Below are 20,569 nucleotides of genomic sequence, written 5' to 3' on the forward strand. Positions count from 1 at the left end.
CAACGCAGTTCTTAGGGTGATCAGTATAAGGGGTTCGATTTCGGGAGGCGGGCTATATGGAGCACCGTCCATTATCACTTTGGTGGCTGGCTCTGGCAGCGGCACTGGTGCCGCTGGTCACCATTCACCTGACCTTTGCGGTGTCGGTGGCCGAGGGGCATGTGTCTCTGTGTATGCCTTACTGGGACAGTTGCACCAGCATCAGCCGAACCGGTCGCCATGGTGTTGCCTACTTTATTTTCAAAGGTGCGATGTTGCCGGCGGCGGTGCTGGGCATCCTGTTCTGGTGGTTGAACGGTCTCTGGCTTCGCCAGCTTGGCGTGAACAGCCGAGGCGTGGCCTGGGTTCCCTGGCTCGGGTTGATTGCCTGTGTTGCGTTGGCGCTGTATACCCTGGCCCTAGGCCATGCCGGTGACGGCTTTAATCTGATTCGCCGCATTGGCGTCGTGCTCTATTTTGCACTGACCTACCTCTGTCAGTTGCTGGTCAGTGCCTGCCTGGCGTCGCACCCGCACTGGCGGCTTGCCGGCCGGCGGCTGCTACGCCTGTGCCAACTGACCCTTGCCATCGGCATACTCTCGGTGATTCTGACGGCGGTCGTTCCGGAGTATTACAGTCAGAAAGACGACGCCTTTGAATGGGTGTTGGCACTGCTGATCAACCTGCATGCGCTTTGGTTGGCATTGCTGTGGCGCCGTAGCGGTTTTCGTGCACGGTTGTGGGCGGGCTAGTCTGGGTGTGAGGCAGCCGTTAGCGTCTGTTGTTATGATGGCGGGATTTGATATCCAGGGAGTCCATAACTGTCATGATCACGCAGGACCAACCAAACGATTGCCCCTGTGGCAGTGCCAGGACTTATGCGCAGTGCTGCCAACCTTGGCATCTCGGCGCAGCGGCCCCGAGCCCGGAGGCACTGATGCGCTCACGCTATGCCGCCTTCGTGATGAAAAACCGGGACTACGTGCTCAAGACCTGGCACCCCGATACCCGACCTGCGGATCTGTCGCTGGAAGACTCGCCTCAGTGGGCGTCACTGCAGATCATTGATAGTGATGCGGCGGGCGATACCGGCAGGGTTCATTTCCGGGCGGTGTATCGGTCCGGCGGCGGTTGGGGTTACCTGGAAGAAATGTCTGCCTTCGTCAGGGAGAACGAACGGTGGCTCTATCTGAGCGGAGACACCACCGAGGGGCAACTCAAGCCTGGCCGGAATGAGCGGTGCCCCTGTGGCAGCGGGCGCAAGTTCAAGGCCTGCTGCCTGTAAAGTGCCTTTGGGTGACGGCCGGGGCGCTGGTTAGTCGAAGGTTGGCAGGTCAGGCCTGGCAATATCCTTGCCCGCCTCAACCCAGGCATCAAAGCCGCCTTCGATCGACTGTACATGCAGATAACCCATTTCTTTCAGGGCCTTGGCGCTGAGTGCCGAGCGTCCGGAATTCTTGCAGTAGAGCACAATGTTCATCTGGCGATTTTCAAACGCCGGATCGTTGGTGAACTTGAACTCCAGCAAACCGCGCGACACGTTCACCGCGCCGGGGATGTGGCTGTTGCGGTATTCGTCGGCGTCGCGCACGTCCAGTAGCAGGTCGGCGTTCTTGATCGCCGCATCCGTCTCGGTGAGCGGGACTTCCTGAATCTCTTTCCTGGCTGCGGCAACCAGATCGTGGGCAGTTTTCATGGTGTCTCCTCGCGTGATCCATCGTTGCTATCAGGTTAAGGCATTTCAGGCGCATCCGTCACCCGGGCTGTGATAAATTGGAGGGCCAGATAATGAGGAACCTATGAAAGCCGTCGTCCCAGAGACCAGTAAAGGCGTCATCTATGGCCTCGCGGCCTACACCCTATGGGGCAGCTTCCCCCTGTACTTTGCCTTGTTCGAGGGGGTTCCGGCCTGGGAGGTGCTGATCCATCGGGTGATTTGGTCCTGCCTGTTCCTGGGCGTCGTGATTTCGCTGCTCAGACGCTGGTCGCCAGTGACAGCTGCGTTGAAACAACCAAAAAAACTGGGCTTCGTGCTTGGCTGTGCGTTCTTCATCGCCCTGAACTGGGGGGTTTATATTTACGCGGTAGAGACCCGTCATGTGCTGCAGGCCAGTTTGGGGTATTTCCTGACCCCCTTGGTGAATGTGGCCCTGGGGCTGTTGATTCTGGGGGAGCGGATTTCGCGCCTGCAGATCGTGGCAGTGGTTCTGGCAGTGGTGGCGATCCTGTATCAGTTTTTCCTGCTCGGGGAGTTGCCCTGGATTACCTTGGTGCTGGCGTTCAGTTTTGGCACCTACGGCCTGATGCGCAAGAAAGTGGAACTGGATGGGCTGTCTGGCCTGTTTGTCGAAACCCTGTTGCTGTTGCCACTGGGCTTGCTCACGCTGGCCTGGCTGTCGGCCCAGGGTCTCTCCCATTTTACCGACAGTAGCTACAGCACGCTGCTGTTGCTTTCCAGTGGCATAGTCACCGCCGTTCCCCTGTTGGCCTTTGCCGGCGCCGCCCGCCGGCTGACGCTGTCGACCGTGGGCTTTCTCATGTACATCAACCCCACCATCCAGTTCTTGATCGCGCTTTACGTGTTTCATGAGCCACTCAGCACCGAGAAGCTGGTGAGCTTTGTGATGATCTGGATAGCGCTGGCGATTTATTCCTGGTCGGCCTGGACGGGGAGGGCGAGAATGTGAAACAACCCATCACCGGCTACCACAAAGACGACGAAAACCACTGGGTCGCGCAGCTGGCCTGTGGTCATAATCAGCATGTGCGTCACGACCCGCCCTGGGTGAACCGGCCGTGGGTGATCTCGCCCGACGGTCGGGCATCGATGCTGGGATTTGAGCTGGCGTGCAAGAAGTGCGATGAGGGTGCTTCGGAAGATGGCCGGCCTCAGACCATGGTTTCCAGGTAGGCTTCCAGTTCGTCGGCCAGCCAGCCTACCACGGCGCCGCCCTGGGCCTGTTCTGATTCCAGTGCACTGAACACTTTCCACCAGCGCGCGCTGCGGTGGTGGATGGTTTTCAGTTGCTCCTTGCGCAAGGCTTCGGCGATCAACGGTAACGGCAGATCGGCCCAGCCGGCGCCATCGATGACCGCATCCCGGATCAGTTCGTATTGGGTAAACGCCAGGTAGTTCGCGGTTTCCGGAGATTCTGCCACCAGCACCGAGTCCTGCAGGTAGGCAAGGGTGATTTCAGTGTGGCTGATCAGGTCGTCCTGGGTCACGCGTTTGAGCTGGCTCAGCGGATGATCCGGCGCGGCCACCGTCAGCATGCGCACGTCTGCCAGTTCACGGAACCATTGATAGCCTTGGGTCAGGAGTTCTGGCATCAAGCCGTAGGCGACATCGACGGATTGGTTGCGAACCAGCGGTGGCAACTCTCTGGGTGGCGCCAGATAGATCGACAAACTGGTTTGTGGAAAGCGTTGTTTCAGGCGACGCAGGATGTTGCGCCAGATATCCTCGGGAATGGCGTCGTCCCGGGCAATTCGCAATACCGATTCCGCACCGCTCAGGTGATGTTGGCAGCGGGCCTGGATCTGGACGGCGACCTGGTCGAAGCGCCGGCAGTCGGTGAGGATCGACTGGCCGATAGACGTCAGGTGCAGCTGGTTGCCGCTCCGCTCGAACAGTTGCACGCCGAGTTCGTCTTCCAGCGAGGCCAGCACCGTACTGATGGTGGTCCGGCTGCGGTTCTGCTCCCGGGCCGCAGCGGCGATGCTGCCATTTCGAACCACGGCCAGAAATATCTTGATCTGGGCTGTTTTCACGTCTTCCTCGTTGCGACGGATTTTACGTCGCTCAGTGACTCACACTTAGGATAATGCCTCGATAATATGGGCGCCAATTATCAGGAGGTCAAAATGTTTACTTCTCTGGCGCGGGAAAATATGGCGCTGACATTATCTGCAATCGGCGCCGGTTTGTTTGCGGTTGCCGGCATCGGCTGGGGCCTCTGGGTCGATTCGCTGGTCATTCTGTTTGATGGCGCCTATTCGCTGGTCAGCCTGGCGCTGTCGGTGCTGTCGCTCTATGCCGCCCGCCTGGTTCGCCGACCGGCTAATGAAGATTATCCGTTTGGCATGGGCGCGGTTGAGCCACTGGTTATTGCCGTCAAGGGCTTGGTGATTGGCTTGGTGTGTGTGCTGTCCCTGGCCTCGGCGGTGGTATCTCTGCTGCAGAGCGGCCGCCCGGTGGCGGCAGACATGGCCATGATGTTCGGCGCGGTGAACGTGGTCGGTTGCTTGCTGGTGTGGGGCTACTTGCGCTGGACCAGCACCCAGAGCAGCTCCGGTCTGGTGCGGGCAGAGCAACGCCAGTGGCTGATGGACAGTGCGCTGAGTGCCGCCGTAATGATCGGTTTCGCCGGCGCCTGGATGCTGGAGCGCAGCCAGTGGTCTGAGCTGGCGGTCTATGCCGACCCGGTAATGATGATGGTGATTTCGGTGTATTTCATGACCGTGCCGGTGCGGATGGTGACGGATTCGGTCAAAGAGCTGTTGCTGGCGGCGCCCAGTGACCACGCCATGACCGAAATCCAGGAAACACTGGAAGACCACGGCTTCAATCCGGATCGCGTGAAGGTGGCCAAGTTGGGGCCTAACCTTTTGCTGGAGGCCAGGCTGGTCAGAATTTAATACACTACTGACGGTGGTGTTCTCACCGGGCTTTCAGTCCATCCGCCAACAGTATGAGTTGCCGGGCATCCAGTTTTTCCCGCTCTAGCCGATCCAGCAACGAGTCAGCTCCGGAGGGTACGCCCTCCGGAGCTTTAGCCGCAAAGTCTTTCACCAGCCCAATCTGGACGTGCAGATCCTGAAAGCGGCCGTACAGATCCTGTCGTTGCCGAAGCACCTTGAGGGCTGATTTCCAGTTTTCGGCATCCAGTTCCATCAGGTATCGGAGGCGCTTAAGGTGCTTGCGCAGCTGGTGGAGGTCTTCGTCCGGGGCATCGGATTGCAGTGCTTCGGCTTTTCGATTGAAGCCTCTCAGTTGGCGGTCAACGCAGTTGCGGATGTCTTTGTTGCTCAGCTTGTCAATCAGTTTTCCGAAGTGTCGGGACTGGAGTTCATTTTCCCAGCTGTGCAGGCTGTTCCGGTAGCGTTTGCTGCCAAGCCGTTTGGCCAGCCGCGTTTGTTCCTTCGCAGCCCGCACTTTGGTCCAGCCTTCCAGTTCAGCCCGGAACGCGGCATCGTCACGACACAGGGCCGGTAAATCCTGCAGGAACACATGTAAATCCCGCAAGCTGCTGGTGGCTTGGGCGTGGCGTTTCAGCTGGGATAAATGGTTTTTGAGTGACTTGCTCTTGGTGACTTCCGCGACCGAATCCGCGATGGCTCGGCTGCGCCGCAAGGCGATGCGATACTGGTGCAGGAACTCGTCGTCCAGGCCCAGCATAACGCCTCGTTCAAGTTGCGCCAGGCGCTCGGTGAGGCGCATCAATCTTGCTGGAATATCCTTCGCCGGTTGTTTGCCAGATATTGCTACCCGCTTGCCAATCTTGCGCTCGAAGGCTTCAAAACTGAAATCTCTGGGGGTCAGAAAAACTTCCAGCCGGCCTTCCTGTTTGGCAAGTTTGCGCCAGTGACGAATCGGCAGCCGAACGTGAATGAAGCCAGCGGTGGGCAACTCGAATGGGGCCTGTTTGACCAGATGGGCGGCGAGTTCAAGCAAAGCCGGATTGTGGCCTACGATCGCCAGTGTTTGTACTTGATCGTCCTGATTTTGCAGCCATCGTAATAGCCGTTGGTAATCAAAAGTGTAAAGCTCAGCATCGGTGTGAATTCGTTCGCGCATAAGCGCTTCCGGAACGATGCCCTGCAATGTTTGTTGAGCGCGCACGGCGTGGCTGGCATAGACCTCTCCCGCTAAGGCGTCATATCGCTGCAGAGCCCTGGCGAGAGGCGGCAACTGTTCCTCCCCCCTGGGGTTCAGTGGGCGCGCGTGATCACTGAGGCTGTCGTCGTCCCAGCTGGATTTGGCGTGGCGGATAAGAAACAGATCTTTCATGTCGCTTTCCCAGATCAGTACCGGCATGAAACTTTAGTCTGACACAAGCTCAAGTCGGTTACATGACGGCCGTTACTTGATGTACGTGAAACACACGATAACAGGGGCTTGATCGGCTTTCGTGCGTGAATGGTCAGTCATGCTGGCGTACAGGTTTTTACAAACTGGAACAGCCCGTGCCCACACAATGTGGATAATCCCCCTGACGAACAAACCGCTCCGGAGTTGGAATCATGTCGTTCATGAGTAATCTTACCATTCGAACCAGGCTGTTGATTGGTGTGCTGGTGCCGGTGCTGATCACCGCCGCCACTATCGCCTGGATCACCGTCAGTCAGATCCAGGCCAACGGCGAAGCTGAACTTGAGCGGTTGCAGGTGGAGCTTTTGAATGCCCGCAAACAGGGTTTGAGAGATCTGGTTGATACCGCCCGCTCCGTAGTGATGGAGGCCAAGGATAACTCGGACCTGGTTGGCCGTGAGGCCCAGGAAGAGGCCCGCCAGCGCCTGCGTTCCATCAGTTTCGGGCAGAACAATTACGTATTCGCCTATACCCGAAATCTGGACAACCTGGCCTACGCTCCGGATCCGTCCCTTGAGGGGCCAACTACGAATCCAAACACGCAGAAACTGGTGCGTAACCTGTTCGATGCGGCAGGTACGGACGGTTTTTATGGCTATGACTGGAAAAACCCGGGCTCCGGCGAAGTGGAGCCCAAAGTATCTTACTCAACCATCATTCCCGGGTGGGATTGGATGGTCGGTGCCGGTGTCTACGTCACCGATATCGAAAAAGTGCTGGCCGAGGCCCGGCAGGAAATTGACGATGCCATGGCGGCCGCCCTGGGCTTTATCCTGTTGTTGACCATCATTGTGGTGGTGATTGCGCTGGTGATTGGCTTGATTATTGGTCGCACGGTGACGGTTCCGCTGAAAAAAGTCAGTGACATGATGCAGGAAATTGCCGATGGCGATGGCGACCTGCGCCAGCGGTTGCCGGAGGATGGCAAGGATGAGCTGGCGGAACTGGGCCGTCGGTTCAATCACTTTGTGATCAAGATTCAGGACACCATGCGCGAAGTTGGCGCGACCACAGACCAGGTGGCCTCGGCCGCTGAAGAGTTGAGCCGGGTGGCCAACGAAACCCGGCAGTCGGTGCAGGAGCAGGGTTCTGAAACCGATCAGATTGCCTCTGCCATCAATGAAATGGCCGCGACCATTCAGCAGATTTCCGGCAACGCCAACGAGGTGGAAGGTGCCGCGTCGGATGCCGACCGCATGGCTCGTGAGGGTGGTGACACCATCACCAGTGCCCAGGGCTCGGTCAATCAACTGTCCCGGGAAATGGAAGAAGCGGCGATCAGCATCAATGCCCTGGCCGAAAAATCCGACGACATTCAGCAGGTGCTGGACGTGATCCATGCAGTGACGGAGCAAACCAACCTGCTGGCCTTGAACGCCGCAATTGAAGCGGCAAGGGCGGGCGAGCATGGCCGCGGTTTCTCGGTGGTGGCCGATGAGGTTCGCCAGCTGGCCAAACGCTCGGCCGAGTCTGCGGATCAGATTCGGGTGATGATTGATGGCTTTGTCACCGAATCGAAAGCATCGGTTGAGCGAATGAACCACTCGCGCAGCAGCTCGGAGGCCACCGTGGAGCGCATCAATCACGCCACCGGTGCCCTGAATACCATCGTGACATCTATTACCCAGATTCACGATCAGGTAACCCAGATTGCCACTGCCGCAGAGCAGCAAAGCCAGGTGGCTGAAGAGATCAACCAGAATGTAGTGCGCATTGTCGATGCAGCTCAGCGCAGCGATACCGGGGTGACCCAGACCAACGAAGCCAGCCACGAATTGGCCAGGCTGGGCGAGAGTCTGCGCGAGCTGGTCAGTCAGTTCAAGGTCTGATCGGGCGGAGCCGGCCCGCCGAATTGGCGCGGCCGGCGTCGGCAGTTATCATGACTTACCGTGACTTGTTTGTTTTACCCAATAGCGATAACAATGGAAGCCAACACCATGTCTATGCGCACAATCTGCCTGGCAACCCTGGCACTGGTTGCCGTTCTGGCCAGCCCATTTGCGGCGGCTGACAAAACCTACACCATCCGTCTTGCCGAAACCTGGGGCCCGAACTCGAAAATTCTGGGTGAGACACCCCGCAATATGGCCGCGATGGCCGAGCGGATGTCTGCCGGCCGACTGAAGTTCCGGATTGATTCCTCCAACAAGCACAAGGCGCCTTTTGGCATCTTCGATCTGGTGCGCAATGGCCAGTATGACATGGGGCATACCGCTTCGTATTACTACAAGGGTGCCATTCCCAATGCCATGTACTTCACCACCATCCCGTTCGGCATGATCACCCCGGAGATGTACGCCTGGTTCTATCATGATGACGGTATGGCGCTGATGCAGAAAGTATATGAGCCCTACGGTTTGCTGTCTTTCCCCGGTGGCAATACCGGTAATCAGATGGGTGGCTGGTTCCGCAAAGAGATCAACTCACTGGACGATCTGCAAGGCCTGAAAATGCGCACCCCCGGATTCGCCGGTGAGGTCATGTCCGAGCTGGGGGTAGCAGTGACCAACCTGCCACCCGGTGAGCTTTACACCGCGCTTGAGCGCGGCACCATCGACGCCGTTGAATGGGTTGGCCCGGCGCTGGATCTGCAGATGGGCTTCCATCAGATCGCCAAGTATTACTATTCGGGCTGGCAGGAACCGGGTGCCGAGGTGCAGTTCCTGATCAATCAGAAAACCTGGGATTCGCTGCCCGCCGATCTTCAGGAAATTCTGCGGGTCGCCATGCGCACCGCAGCCTACGATATGTACACCCAGAGCACGCATGAAAGTGGTGTGGCCTGGAGTCGGATGACCGAGGATTATCCGGAGGTGACGCACAAGGTGTTCCCGCCAGAGGTGATCAACGCGCTACGGGACACCACCAACCGTCTGCTTGACGAGTTTGCCGAGAACGACGAGCTGGCGCGGGAGATCATCGCTTCTCAGCGTGATTATCTGAAGCAGGTAAGGTCCTGGACCAACATTTCCGACAAGGCCTATCTGGACAGCGTCGCTGATCAGTAAGCGAAGGCCCTGGGCAAAGTAGCCCGACGCTGACCTCAAGGGGGGTCGGGATGATCTAATATCCCGACGCCCCTTTTTGTTTGTCCCTGTTTCTGGAAAAATAGGCCGCTCATTCTTTGGGCAGGGCCGATGAAACAGACACTGCTATCCCTCAGTAATCTCTCCAAGCAATTTGACGGCAAAACGGTACTGGATTCGCTGGATCTTGAGATCCTTGATGGCGAATTTATTACCTTGTTGGGTCCGTCCGGTTGTGGCAAAACCACTCTGCTGCGTTTGATGGCTGGCTTTGAGCATCCTGATACCGGCACCATCACCTTGGGTGGCGAGGATCTGACCCACACGCCGCCGGAGAAGCGCCCGCTCAATACGGTATTCCAGAACTACGCGCTGTTTCCTCATATGTCGGTGTTCGACAATGTCGCCTACGGACTAAAAATGGAAAAGCGGCCGAAAGAGGAAATCCGCCAGCGGGTGGACGACGCCCTGGCCATGGTGCAGCTGGGCGAGTTTGCCAGGCGTAAGCCGCACCAGTTATCCGGTGGCCAGCAGCAGCGCGTGGCCATTGCCCGGGCTGTGATCAAACGGCCGAAAATGCTGTTGCTGGATGAGCCCCTGTCGGCGCTGGACTTCAAACTGCGCCGCACTATGCAGGTGGAGCTGAAGCGTTTGCAGCGTGAGCTGGGCATTACCTTTGTCTTTGTGACCCACGATCAGGAAGAAGCGCTGTCTATGTCTGACCGGGTGGTGGTGCTCAAAGACGGCCAGGTTCAGCAGTTGGGTACGCCCAGAGAGGTGTACGAGCGCCCGGCCAACCTGTTTACGGCGCGGTTTGTCGGCGACACCAACTTCTTCGCCGGCCGGGTAGATGTCGCCAATGGTGACGACACCATCACGGTAGACGTGTTCGGTCTGAAACGTACCTTCCCCAAACCCGATTTCCAGGTCGCTGCAGGCCAGTTACTGCACGTGTTGCTGCGGCCAGAAGACATCCGGGTGTTGGCACCGAATGACGATGACGGCGTTGCCGGCAAAGTGGTTGAGCGAAACTACAAGGGCAGCACCCTGGATTCCGTAATTCATCTGGACGACGGCACCGAAGTGCTGGCCTCGGAATTTTTCGATGAAGACGACCCCACCTTCGATTACAGCCTGGGCGAGCGGGTCAAGGTCAGCTGGGTGGATGGCTGGGAGTGGTTGCTACCAGAAGAAAACACGGAAACCGAACTGGAAGGCGCGGTCGATGCGTAGCGTGATGCAGCAGCCGTTCCGGACGGCCGTTCTGGTACTGGTGTGGGGCTGGCTGCTGTTCCTGGTGTTGACGCCCAACCTGCTGGTGATTGGCGCCAGCGTGATGACCCGTGATCCGGGCACGTTTATCTCCCTGCCACTGAATCTGGATGCCTACCGGCAGCTGTTCAATCCGCTGTACCTCGATGTGTTCCTGCACTCCCTGTACATGGCGGCAATGACCACACTGATTTGCCTGCTGATTGGCTATCCCTTTGCCTGGGCCTTGTCCAAAGTGCCCAGGCAGCGGCAGATGTTGCTGATCTTTTTGTTGATTGTGCCATTCTGGACCAATTCCCTGGTGCGCACCTACGCACTCAAGCTGATCCTGGCCACCAATGGCCTGCTTAACAATGCCCTGATGTCGGTCGGGCTGATCGATCAGCCCATGCAGATGCTGTATACCGAAGGGGCGGTGATCATCGGCCTGGTGTATCTGTTGCTGCCGTTCATGATTTTACCGCTCTATGCCGTTTTCGATGATCTTCGGGAAGATCTGCTGCGGGCCTCCCACGATCTGGGTGCCGGCCGGCTGGCTACCTTTGTTCACATTATTGTGCCGATGACCTTACCGGGTGTGCTGGCTGGCGTCATGTTGGTGCTGCTGCCGGCCATGGGCTTGTTCTTTGTGCCGGATATTCTCGGTGGTTCACGCAACCTGCTGGTGGGTAACGTTATCAAGAATCAGTTTCTGGATGCCCGTAACTGGCCTTTCGGTGCCGCCGCCAGCATTATGCTGACGCTTGCCATGGCGTTCCTGATGTTTGCCCACCGGCTCAGTAAGCGGCGGATCGGGGAGGAGGGCGTATGAGCCGCTGGTTGCCGCGTACCTACCTGACTCTGGTATATCTACTGTTGTACGTGCCGATTTTAGTGCTGGTGGTGTTTTCATTCAACGATTCGCGCTCCGGCTATGCCTGGGGCGGACTGAGCCTGCGCTGGTATGAGGCCCTGTTTAACAACCGGGCTATGGTGCAGGCGATGTGGAATTCGCTCTGGCTGGCGCTGTCTGCCGCCACGGTTTCTACCGTCATAGGTGCGCTTACCGCGCTCGCGCTGCACCGTTACCGGTTCCGCGGTAAACAGGTGCTTAATGGCATGCTGTTTGTGGTGATGATGTCGCCTGAGATTGTTCTGGCCATTTCATTGCTTGGGCTGTTTTTACTGGTGGGGCTGCAGCTGGGTTATGTGTCGCTGCTGCTCGCCCACGTAACCTTTTGCCTGCCTTTTGTGGTGATTACCGTGATGGCGCGGCTGAGCGGCTTTGATGAGCGCCTGCCCGAAGCCGCACGCGATCTGGGCGCGAGTGATTTCACCATGACCCGCACGGTACTGATCCCGGTGATTATGCCGGCCTTACTGGCGGGCTGGCTGCTGGGGTTTACACTGTCACTGGACGATGTGGTGGTGAGTACCTTTGTAGGTGGTCCCAGTTATGAAATTCTCCCGCTGCGCATCTATTCCATGGTGCGGGTGGGTCTGAAACCCGAGGTGAATGCCCTGGGTACCTTATTGCTGGTGTTCTCACTGGTTATGCTGATGTTGTCTCAATGGATTCTGCTAAGGAGCAAACGATGAAGAAACTGGCACTGGCCGGCATACTGGCTGTTGGCCTGACGGGCTGCAGCTCTGACGACCCACAGGTACTGAACCTGTACAACTGGTCTGAATACATGCCTCAGGAGGTCCTGGACCGCTTTACCGAGGAAACCGGTATCCAGGTGGTGTACACCACCTACGACAGCAACGAGGCCATGTATGCCCGACTGAAGCTGCTGGATGACAGCGCCGCCTATGATCTGGCCGTTCCTTCTACTTACTACGTCAGCAAGATGCGCCAGGAAGATTTGCTGATGCCGATCGACCGTAGCAAAATTGAAGGTTTTGATAATCTGGACCCGGAACTGGTGAACCTGGATATCGACCCGGACAACCAGTACAGCGTGCCATACCTCTGGGGCACCACCGGTTTGGCGGTAGACACGGCCGACGTCGACGGTGAAGTGACTGCCTGGGCTGATCTGTGGGACGAGCGTTTCGAAGGTCGCGTGATGCTGACCAACGACATGCGCGAAGTGTTCCACGTCGCCTTGCGAGTTCTGGGCTATTCCGGCAACACCACCGATCCGGACGAGATCGAGCAAGCCTACGAAAAGCTGACCGAGCTGATGCCGTCAGTGCGTACTTTCAACTCGGATGCCCCGCGCATGCCGTATCTGGAAGGTGAAACCGATGTCGGCATGATCTGGAACGGTGAAGCGGTTATGGGCCGCGAAGGTTTGCCGACACTGGAATACGTCTATCCGGCCGAAGGCATCATCGCGTGGCTGGACAGCTTCGTGATTCCGAAGAGCGCCAAAAACCCGGAAGCGGCCCATCAGTTCATCAGTTTTGTGCTGCAACCTGAGATTGCTGCTCTGATCAGCGAGGACATCGGCTACGCCACGCCGAACCTGGCGGCTCGCGACTTGCTGAGTGAGTCGGTGGCGAACGACCGCGCCAGCTATCCGAATGCGACCGACATGATCAACGCCGAGTTTCAGGAAGATATCGGCGATGAAGCCATGCAGGTGTATGCCAGATATTGGGAAATGCTGAAATCCGGCCGTTGAGGTTGGGTCAGATCTCCGGAGCGGTATAATCCGGTGAGATTCCGGACTGCGCAATGCAGTCCGGAATGTTCATTCCCTGTAGTGCCCCTTCCGCCGTGATCAGCATGGTTTTCATTCCTGCCTGCTGCCCGCCCAGAATGTCTGTGTGCAACGTATCCCCCACCATCAGAACCTCGGCTGGATCGATGCCGCCAAGGGCTGCCAGAACTTCCGCGAATGCGGGCTGGTAGGGTTTGCCAAAAAACTCTGGCTGTAGTGTGCAGCGCGCCATCAACAAGTGGGCGAAATAACCGGGCTCCAGGGTCAGGCAGTCCCCTCTGGGGGCAACCAGGTCCGGATTGGCAACCGAGATCGGGCGTGGATGACGCTCCAGGCTGCGGGCCAGGGCTTCGTGAAGTTCTTCATTCCAGCCCTCGCTGCTGAGAAAGACAAAACCGTCCAGTTGGTCCAGTTGAGATGCGTGGATGCCAGAGCGGACGGGCACCCAGTCCAGTGGCAACGATTCCGGCGCCGAACTGACAGGGGCAAGCACGCCGTATCGACCTGGCCGGGGTTGCCGGTGAAGCGATTGTTCCAGTACCCAGCGGCTGGATATCAACTGTTCCGGAGTGATGGCGAATCCCATGTTCTGGTATTTGGCCACCAGAGCGCTATGGCTGGCGGTGGCTGCATTCGACAGGATCATCACTGTTTTGCCAAGATTCTGCAGTTCCCGAATTCTCCGGATGGCAGAGGGAAAAGCCCGCGGGCCGGCATTGAGCACGCCAAAGGCATCAAACACAAACGCATCGAAATGATCGGTCAGCGCTGCGAGTGAATCCAGAGCCTCGGAGTCTGGTTGCTGGCTGGCCGGTAAGCCTTTGGGTAGAGTCGAACGGATGCTCTGGTACTGGGCAAAGGCCCAGACCGGGTCAGGCGTGATCCCGGCGAAGCAGGTTGGGTGGCTGTCTGTCATGGCTTCAGAGTACCGCTTCACGAACCCTGGCGGAAACCCATTCAGAAATCACCACGGTGCCAAGAATTACCACAAAGATCATGGCAACCTGGTTCCAGGCCAGGGTACTCAGAGAGGCATTGAGCTGAATGCCCAGCCCCCCGGCACCCACCAGGCCGAGAATGGTGGATTCCCGGATATTGATGTCCCAGCGGAATACACTGATGCCCCAGAAGGCGGGCAGTATTTGCGGCACAATGGCGTAATCGATCACCTGGACGCCGGAAGCTCCGGTAGCCCGGACGGCCTCAACCTGGGATTCGTCAATTTCCTCTATGGCCTCATAAAGCAGTTTGGCAATGAAGCCAATGGAGCGAAGGCCAATCGCAACAATGCCCGCGAGTAAGCCGGGGCCAATGATGGCCACCAGCAACAACGCCCAGATCAGTGAATTGATGGAACGCGATGCCACGATGACCAGCAAAGCCACCGGCCTGACAAAGCGGGTGCTCGGCGTGGTGTTGGTAGCAGCTAGAAACGCCACCGGTATGGCGAAGATAATGCCGAGCAGGGTGCCCAGGGTGGCGATATTGATGGTATCCCAGAGCGGTTCCCAAAGGTTGCTGATGTAGCCCCAGGCTGGCGGAAACATTCGGCTGCCAATATCAACGGCCTGCTCTGGCGCATCGCTGACAAAGGCCCAGATGGTATTCTCATTCATTACCTGCCAGCTGACGACGGTGATGGCGACCAGCCAGAACCAGCCCAGCCATCTCAGCAGGGTTTGTTTGGCGCTGTGATGTTGCCACAGGGGTTGTTCGTTTGATGACGCGTGTATCACTGAAACCACCTGCGAATGTAAGACGATGAGTATTCCACCACCAGAACAATGGCGATGATAATAATCAGAATGGCGCCGGCGGAGTCGTATTCATAACGATCAATGGCGGTGTTGAGCGTCGCGCCAATACCGCCTGCGCCAACAATGCCGATGACTGCAGATTCCCGGAAGTTGATGTCCATCCGATACAGAGACAGTCCGACCAGGCGGGGCATAACCTGTGGCTGTACCGCGTAGTTTACAACCTGCCACCAGCTGGCTCCGGTAGCCCGGATGGCCTCAATCTGGCTGTGGTCGCAATCCTCGATTTCCTCCGCCAACAGTTTGGAGAGAAAGCCGATGCTGGCAAAGGTCAGAGTCAGAAACCCGGCAAAAGGCCCGAAGCCGAACATGGCCACCAACAGGATGGCGATGATGATTTCCTGGAACGATCGGGACAGCGTAATGATGCTCCGACATGCCAGATAGACCGGCGCTGGTGCCAGATTGCGTGCCGCTCCGATGCCAATGGGTATGGAGATGAGCACGCCGGCGACCGTTGAGGTCAGGGTCATGGTCAGGCTTTCAATCAGGCCATAGTAGATATCGTTCCATCGAGTGGTGAAATCGGGAACCAGGAAACCCTGAACAAAGCGCCAGCCGCGCTCTAATCCCAGGTACACTCGCTGCCAGTCGACCTCGACGGTCTGAATGGCCAGTACCAGATACACCAGGGCGCCGACCGCAATTACGCGGCGCCAGAGCGGGTTGGTCAGCAGTACCGGGGGGCGCTTCCAGCGGGTCGGGTAGGTTTGCGTCAGGGACTGTTCCGGCACTTACACGCCCTCCGCCAGGTCCAGAACGGCAGTGGCCTCGTTCTGGGTCGGGGTGGCATCAGCCCTTAGCTGAGTCCAGTCCTCGTCGCCGTAAATGGTGGTCAGAACCTCATCGCTCAGCGCTTCCGGGGAGCCATCAAACACCACCTTGCCAGCCCGCAAACCAATGATCCGGTCAGAAAACTGCTGCGCCAGCATGACGTCGTGAATGTTGATGATCGCCGGGAGGTTGCGCTCCTGACAGGCGGCCCGGATCAATCTCATGATTTGTCGGGAGGTCTTCGGGTCAAGCGATGCGGTGGGCTCGTCTACCAGCAACAGCTCCGGATTCTGCTCCAGCGCCCGGGCAATACCCACCCGTTGCCTTTGCCCACCCGATAACGCATCGGCCCGCTTGTTGTAGTGGTCGGCAAGGCCGACATTATCCAGCAGGGAATGCGCCAGCGCGATGTCTTCCGGGCTGAATTTACGGAACCAGGAACGCCAGGTCGGCACGTAACCCAGACGGCCGGACAGCACGTTTTCCATGACGGTGAGCCGTTCAACCAGTGCATATTCCTGAAAAATCATGCCGATCCTGCGCCGGGCCTGCCGCAGATCCCGCCGGTTCAGTTTCGTCAGATCGGTGCTGCCCAGCGTGATGGAGCCCTGGGTAGGCTCCACCAGCCGGTTGATACAGCGGATCAGCGTGGATTTGCCGGCACCGGAGGGGCCGATCAACCCTACCACCTGACCTGCCGACACTTCGAGGCAGACATTGTGAAGGGCTTTGTCACCGGTTTTGTAGGTTTTTGAGACGTTGTCCAGTTTTAACACGGGGTACCGCCAGGCTGATTATTGACAGTTGTAAGCAACACCGTTGGCTGCATCGATCTTGCGGATGACTTCCCAGTGATTCTTGAAGGTAATCGGAACGAACTGGGCCTCACCGGACTTTGAGAACTCTTCTTCCAGAGCGGTACCTGTCCAGTCGAAGGTGAAGAATGCCTCCTGGATTTTTTCCTGCAGTTCCGGTTTCAGGTTGTGAGCCAGGCCGTAACCGGTAGTCGGAAAGGTTTGGGATTTATAAAGGCTGACAAGCTGGTCTTCAGTGACGACGTCGCGGCTGAGCATGCGATGCAGTACCGAGTTGGCCACGGCGGCCGCTTTGTAATCCTTGTTGGCCACACCCAGGATAGAATTATCGTGTTTGCCGGAAAACACTGGCTCGAAATCCTCACCGGCGACCATGTTGTAGTCGGCTTTCAGGATAGCGGATGGCGCTTTGAAGCCGGAATTGGAGGTTTGTGAGGTGAACGCCATTTCACCACCACGGATATCTTCTACCTTGGCAATGCCAGAATCCGGATACGTGATGATTTCCATCTCATAGCCGAACGAGCCGTCAGCACCGGCCATCATGGCAAACGGACGTAAGCCTGCACAGGCAACCGCCAGCGGGTTTGAGCCGGTATTGAAACCCGCAATGTGCAAACGACCGGCGCGCATGGCTTCAATCTGGGCAGCGTTGGACTGAACCGGGAAGAACTGAACTTTTTTGCCGGTTTTGTTGGACAGGTGATCCAAAAATTCGGACCAGACTTCTTTGTAAACTGCCGGATCTTCAACCGGGGTGTAGGCGAATACCAGTGTTGACGGGTCTTTCAGGAGAGATGCATCGGAAGGGATGTCGGCAACCAGATCGCCGTCGTTGTCCTGATAGCGGCTGTCCAGTGTGAAGGCGCCGTGAGCCAGCATTGGAGTCAGCAAGGCGGCGCAGGTCAGCGTCAGAAATTTTTTCATGATTTTTACTCTCAGGTCGATTTTGGGATTCCTTTAGCCAGACCCTACGGCGCTCAGATGATGTTTTTATGACAACGCTGACAATGCGTGAGGTTTCACAAAAATGTCATTTGTAGTCTATAACTTCCGAAACAGGATTAAGTTACGCCAGATTTACACCATTCGGTCTGAACGGAGTTTGATATGAAGGGTAAACAGGGAACGAAGCGGTTGGCAGCCAGCGCCTTGGTCGCCGCGCTGGGCATGTCAGGCGTGGTGAGTGCTGACGAACTTCGGCTGATCACTTGGGGTGGTTACGCCCCGGATGATGTGGTTGCCCAGTTCGAGAAAGAAACCGGTATTGACGTACAGATCACCCTTTCTAACAACGAAGACATGATCTCCAAACTCCGGGCCACCGGTGGTGCCGGTTTTGACCTGGCCCAGCCCAGCCAGGACCGTATTATCGGTATTCAGCGCCAGTTCAACATCTACCAGCCGATCGATTACAGCCGCATCCATACCGATCAGCTCCAGCCTTCCATGGTTAAAGCGACCCAGGAGGCCACCGAACTGGACGGCCAGTATTTCGGTGTGCCTTCCGTGTGGGGTACCAGCGGCCTGATCGTGCACCGTTCAGTGGCCGACACCGTCAAGGACTACACCGACCTGTGCCATCCTGCCGTGGCGGGCAAGGTTAGTTACCGCCTGAAGCGGCCCACTCTGATGGGCTTTGCCTTTGCCATGGGCATGGACCCGTTTGCCGCTTACAACAACCGGGAGGAATACCAGTCGATCATGGCCAAAGTCGAAGACAAACTGATCGACTGCAAAGACAACGTAAAAACCTACTGGACCGGCGGCGATCAGTTGTTGTCGCTGCTGCGCACCGGCGAAGTGACCGCCGCCATGGCCTGGGATGCCGGCGGCTGGAAGCTCAGCGCCGAAAATCCCGAGATCGGGTTTGTCGCGCCGGCATCCGGTGCTTTGGGCTGGATTGATACCTTTGCCATCCCACGCCGCAGTGAAAACGAAGACGCCGCCTACCAATGGATCAACTTCGTGATGCAGCCGGAAATCGCCGCGAGAATCACCAATGCCTCTGGCAACTTCACCGCTTCCAGAGCCGCGGACGAATTCGTGACGGCGGATTTACGCGATGCCTATCGCGCCAGCTTTGATGAACAGGCCATTAACAACATCAAGTGGTACCCGCCGGTGCCGCCGGGGCTGGAAACCATGGAAGGACAGGTACTGGATCGTGTTCAGGCCGCGAACTGATTTGCATGGCGACAGAATCTGACCTTTCCTGTACCGGTCTGATCCGCCGCTTTGGTAATAATGCGGCGGTAGACCATATCTCGCTGGACGTGCCTGCGGGCACGTTCTTTTCCATTCTCGGGCCCTCAGGTTGCGGTAAAACCACGCTGTTACGCCTGCTGGCGGGCTTCGATAAGCCCGATGAAGGCGATATCCATATCCGGGGCCAGCGCATGAACGATGTGCCGCCCAATCGCCGACCAGTGAACATGGTGTTTCAGCACCTGGCCCTGTTCCCGACCATGTCGGTCGGTGACAACATCGGTTACGGCCTGAAACGTCGGAAGGTGGCAATCGTTGAGCGTCGCAAACGCATCGCTGGCGTGCTGGAACAGGTCGGATTGCCGGGACTGGAACATCGCAATCCCCAGGAATTGTCCGGGGGTCAGCGCCAGCGGGTGGCACTGGCCCGCTGTCTGGTGCTGGAACCGACACTGTTGCTTCTGGATGAACCTCTCGGCGCACTGGATCTCAAGCTGCGGGAGCAGATGAAAATCGAGCTCAAGCACCTGCAGAAGCAGTTCGGCACCACCTTCGTATACATCACCCACGATCAGTCTGAAGCCATGGTGATGTCAGACCAGGTGGCGGTGATGAAAGACGGTCGATTTGACCAGGTGGCACCGCCGGAGGAGCTTTACCGGGAGCCTGCCACTCCGTTTGTGGCGGGGTTTGTGGGTGATAACAATCGATTGGCGGGAGAGGTGGTGTCGGTGATGGATAACCTGGCGGAAATCCGGCTGGATGACGGCGAGTTGGTTCGTGGCCGAGTGGTTTCTGCGGGGCTGCAGCGTGGCGCCCGTGCCGAGCTGTATATCCGGCCGGAGTCACTGGTGTTCACCGACGAAGGCCTCAACCGGGGCTTTTCCTCGATGCAGGCAAAGGTGCGGACAACGCTGTTTGATGGTGCCAACAGTCGGGTCGAGGCAGACAAAAGTGGCCAGCCGGTGTACGCCCGCTTACCCCAGGATGGCTCGGCACCAAAACTGATGGCAAACAGTGCTGTCCGGCTGGCCTGGGATCCGATGCTGGCCCGGGTGTTCGGGGCAGATAAGCCGTGAAATCCTCTGCCGGGCGCCTGTCACTCTGGTTATTGCTGACACCGTTTGTGCTGTGGATTGTGCTGCTGGTGTTGGTGCCACACCTGCAGATGCTGAGGGTGTCGTTTCAGGTGAGGGAAAGCTGGGACACAATCGCCTGGGGTGTGCAGCAGTATCAGAATTTTTTCATCGAATCCTATTATTGGCGAACGTTTGTCCGAACCGGGGTGATGTCCCTGTTCACCACCTTCCTGACCCTGCTGATTGCCTTTCCCATTGCTTGGTACATCGCCAAGATGGCCCGGGGCCGGTCCAAGGGCATTCTGTTTATGGCCTGTCTGATTCCTTTCTGGGCCAGTGAGTTAGTGCGTACTTACGGCTGGATGATTCTGTTGCGCGAGAGTGGCCTGTTCAGTTCCTGGTTGCAGGCGCTGGGCTGGGTGGATGGCCCGGTGGAGATGCTCTATAACGATGTGGCGGTGATTATCGGGCTGGTCTACAACGGCCTGTTGTTCATGGTGGTACCGCTGGTGACCACTCTCGATGGTATGGACGAGAATCTGGTGGAGGCCGGCTACGATCTGGGTGGTGGCCATGCCACGGTGCTGCGGGAAATTGTCGTGCCCTGGGCCATGCCCGGCATCGTCTCCGGCTGTATTGTGGTGTTCATGCTCACACTGGGCAGTTACCTGACGCCGGTGTTGATGGGCGGCAAGGACAGCGCCTGGTTTACCGAGCAGATTTTCACCCAGTTCATTACCCGCTTTAACTGGGAGCAGGGTGCCGCGCTCGGGGTGCTGTTGCTGGTGCTGTCATCGGTGATGGTCTGGCTTGGCTTGACGTTGTCCGGGCAGTCTCTGCGCAAAGTGATGGGGTGA

Annotated in this window: 22 protein-coding genes; 14 read left to right on the forward strand and 8 right to left on the reverse strand. The window is 57.7% G+C overall.

Annotated features, from left to right (window positions below):
• Window positions 1-56: 56 nt before the first annotated feature.
• Window positions 57-731, forward strand: a complete 675-nt coding sequence (locus tag C7H08_RS01585) for a hypothetical protein (RefSeq protein WP_106670007.1) — start codon at window positions 57-59, stop codon at window positions 729-731.
• A 74-nt stretch (window positions 732-805) separates the two neighbouring features.
• Window positions 806-1,264: a YchJ family protein gene (locus C7H08_RS01590; protein WP_106670008.1), complete on the forward strand. Its 459-nt coding sequence runs from the start codon at window positions 806-808 to the stop codon at window positions 1,262-1,264.
• A 30-nt stretch (window positions 1,265-1,294) separates the two neighbouring features.
• On the opposite strand, the gene C7H08_RS01595 is transcribed toward C7H08_RS01590, so the two are convergent.
• Complete coding sequence (locus tag C7H08_RS01595; RefSeq protein ID WP_106670009.1) at window positions 1,295-1,675, reverse strand: rhodanese-like domain-containing protein; 381 nt, start codon at window positions 1,673-1,675, stop codon at window positions 1,295-1,297.
• A gap of 103 nt (window positions 1,676-1,778) precedes the next feature.
• Here C7H08_RS01595 and rarD point away from each other — a divergent pair, with 103 nt between their 5' ends.
• Window positions 1,779-2,666 carry an EamA family transporter RarD gene (gene rarD / locus C7H08_RS01600; RefSeq protein ID WP_106670010.1) on the forward strand — a complete coding sequence of 296 codons (888 nt, stop codon included), beginning with the start codon at window positions 1,779-1,781 and terminating at the stop codon, window positions 2,664-2,666.
• Complete coding sequence (locus C7H08_RS01605) at window positions 2,663-2,890, forward strand: DUF3565 domain-containing protein (RefSeq protein WP_106670011.1); 228 nt, start codon at window positions 2,663-2,665, stop codon at window positions 2,888-2,890. Before rarD ends, C7H08_RS01605 begins: the two co-directional genes overlap by 4 nt.
• Here the strand turns inward: C7H08_RS01605 and C7H08_RS01610 are convergent.
• Entirely contained in the window at window positions 2,869-3,750 is an 882-nt protein-coding gene (locus C7H08_RS01610) for a LysR family transcriptional regulator (RefSeq protein ID WP_106670012.1), read from the reverse strand. The two genes, C7H08_RS01605 and C7H08_RS01610, sit on opposite strands and share 22 nt — an antisense overlap.
• A gap of 93 nt (window positions 3,751-3,843) precedes the next feature.
• Here C7H08_RS01610 and C7H08_RS01615 point away from each other — a divergent pair, with 93 nt between their 5' ends.
• Window positions 3,844-4,617: a cation diffusion facilitator family transporter gene (locus C7H08_RS01615; RefSeq protein ID WP_106670237.1), complete on the forward strand. Its 774-nt coding sequence runs from the start codon at window positions 3,844-3,846 to the stop codon at window positions 4,615-4,617.
• Window positions 4,618-4,639: 22 nt separating this feature from the next.
• Here the strand turns inward: C7H08_RS01615 and C7H08_RS01620 are convergent, their stop codons facing one another.
• Window positions 4,640-5,989 (reverse strand): CHAD domain-containing protein, encoded by a 1,350-nt coding sequence (locus C7H08_RS01620; protein ID WP_106670238.1) that lies wholly within the window; start codon window positions 5,987-5,989, stop codon window positions 4,640-4,642.
• Window positions 5,990-6,222: 233 nt separating this feature from the next.
• Here C7H08_RS01620 and C7H08_RS01625 point away from each other — a divergent pair, with 233 nt between their 5' ends.
• From C7H08_RS01625 to C7H08_RS01650, 6 genes are all read left to right on the forward strand, one after another.
• Window positions 6,223-7,899, forward strand: a complete 1,677-nt coding sequence (locus tag C7H08_RS01625) for a methyl-accepting chemotaxis protein (protein WP_106670013.1) — start codon at window positions 6,223-6,225, stop codon at window positions 7,897-7,899.
• A 108-nt stretch (window positions 7,900-8,007) separates the two neighbouring features.
• Entirely contained in the window at window positions 8,008-9,078 is a 1,071-nt protein-coding gene (locus tag C7H08_RS01630; protein ID WP_207768272.1) for a TRAP transporter substrate-binding protein, read from the forward strand.
• A 129-nt stretch (window positions 9,079-9,207) separates the two neighbouring features.
• Complete coding sequence (gene potA / locus C7H08_RS01635) at window positions 9,208-10,329, forward strand: spermidine/putrescine ABC transporter ATP-binding protein PotA (RefSeq protein WP_106670014.1); 1,122 nt, start codon at window positions 9,208-9,210, stop codon at window positions 10,327-10,329.
• On the forward strand, window positions 10,322-11,179 hold the full coding sequence (gene potB / locus C7H08_RS01640) for a spermidine/putrescine ABC transporter permease PotB (RefSeq protein WP_106670015.1): 858 nt from the start codon (window positions 10,322-10,324) through the stop codon (window positions 11,177-11,179). The genes potA and potB overlap by 8 nt, the downstream gene beginning before the upstream one ends.
• Complete coding sequence (gene potC / locus C7H08_RS01645; protein ID WP_106670016.1) at window positions 11,176-11,946, forward strand: spermidine/putrescine ABC transporter permease PotC; 771 nt, start codon at window positions 11,176-11,178, stop codon at window positions 11,944-11,946. The genes potB and potC overlap by 4 nt, the downstream gene beginning before the upstream one ends.
• On the forward strand, window positions 11,943-12,980 hold the full coding sequence (locus C7H08_RS01650) for an extracellular solute-binding protein (protein ID WP_106670017.1): 1,038 nt from the start codon (window positions 11,943-11,945) through the stop codon (window positions 12,978-12,980). The genes potC and C7H08_RS01650 overlap by 4 nt, the downstream gene beginning before the upstream one ends.
• A gap of 7 nt (window positions 12,981-12,987) precedes the next feature.
• Here C7H08_RS01650 and C7H08_RS01655 read toward each other — a convergent pair whose 3' ends face one another.
• The 5 genes from C7H08_RS01655 to phnD are packed head-to-tail and all read right to left on the reverse strand — an operon-like array spanning window position 12,988 to window position 17,352.
• On the reverse strand, window positions 12,988-13,935 hold the full coding sequence (locus C7H08_RS01655) for an HAD-IIA family hydrolase (RefSeq protein ID WP_106670018.1): 948 nt from the start codon (window positions 13,933-13,935) through the stop codon (window positions 12,988-12,990).
• Window positions 13,936-13,939: 4 nt separating this feature from the next.
• Window positions 13,940-14,755 carry a phosphonate ABC transporter, permease protein PhnE gene (gene phnE, locus C7H08_RS01660; protein WP_227663214.1) on the reverse strand — a complete coding sequence of 272 codons (816 nt, stop codon included), beginning with the start codon at window positions 14,753-14,755 and terminating at the stop codon, window positions 13,940-13,942.
• Window positions 14,752-15,570 (reverse strand): phosphonate ABC transporter, permease protein PhnE, encoded by an 819-nt coding sequence (phnE, locus tag C7H08_RS01665; RefSeq protein WP_106670019.1) that lies wholly within the window; start codon window positions 15,568-15,570, stop codon window positions 14,752-14,754. Before phnE (C7H08_RS01665) ends, phnE (C7H08_RS01660) begins: the two co-directional genes overlap by 4 nt.
• Window positions 15,571-16,386 carry a phosphonate ABC transporter ATP-binding protein gene (phnC, locus tag C7H08_RS01670; RefSeq protein WP_106670020.1) on the reverse strand — a complete coding sequence of 272 codons (816 nt, stop codon included), beginning with the start codon at window positions 16,384-16,386 and terminating at the stop codon, window positions 15,571-15,573.
• 18 nt (window positions 16,387-16,404) lie between these two features.
• Window positions 16,405-17,352 carry a phosphate/phosphite/phosphonate ABC transporter substrate-binding protein gene (gene phnD, locus C7H08_RS01675; RefSeq protein WP_106670021.1) on the reverse strand — a complete coding sequence of 316 codons (948 nt, stop codon included), beginning with the start codon at window positions 17,350-17,352 and terminating at the stop codon, window positions 16,405-16,407.
• A 243-nt stretch (window positions 17,353-17,595) separates the two neighbouring features.
• Here phnD and C7H08_RS01680 point away from each other — a divergent pair, with 243 nt between their 5' ends.
• Genes C7H08_RS01680 through C7H08_RS01690 form a run of 3 tightly spaced genes read left to right on the forward strand, consistent with a single transcriptional unit; the run spans window position 17,596 to window position 20,569 of the window.
• Window positions 17,596-18,612 carry an extracellular solute-binding protein gene (locus C7H08_RS01680; protein WP_207768276.1) on the forward strand — a complete coding sequence of 339 codons (1,017 nt, stop codon included), beginning with the start codon at window positions 17,596-17,598 and terminating at the stop codon, window positions 18,610-18,612.
• Between the two features lie 5 nt (window positions 18,613-18,617).
• A complete protein-coding gene (locus C7H08_RS01685) occupies window positions 18,618-19,712 on the forward strand; it encodes an ABC transporter ATP-binding protein (RefSeq protein ID WP_106670023.1) in 1,095 nt (364 codons plus the stop codon).
• Window positions 19,709-20,569 (forward strand): ABC transporter permease, encoded by an 861-nt coding sequence (locus tag C7H08_RS01690; RefSeq protein ID WP_106670024.1) that lies wholly within the window; start codon window positions 19,709-19,711, stop codon window positions 20,567-20,569. The genes C7H08_RS01685 and C7H08_RS01690 overlap by 4 nt, the downstream gene beginning before the upstream one ends.

This window comes from Marinobacter halophilus (assembly GCF_003007685.1).
GTDB classification, from domain to species: Bacteria; Pseudomonadota; Gammaproteobacteria; order Pseudomonadales; family Oleiphilaceae; genus Marinobacter; species Marinobacter halophilus.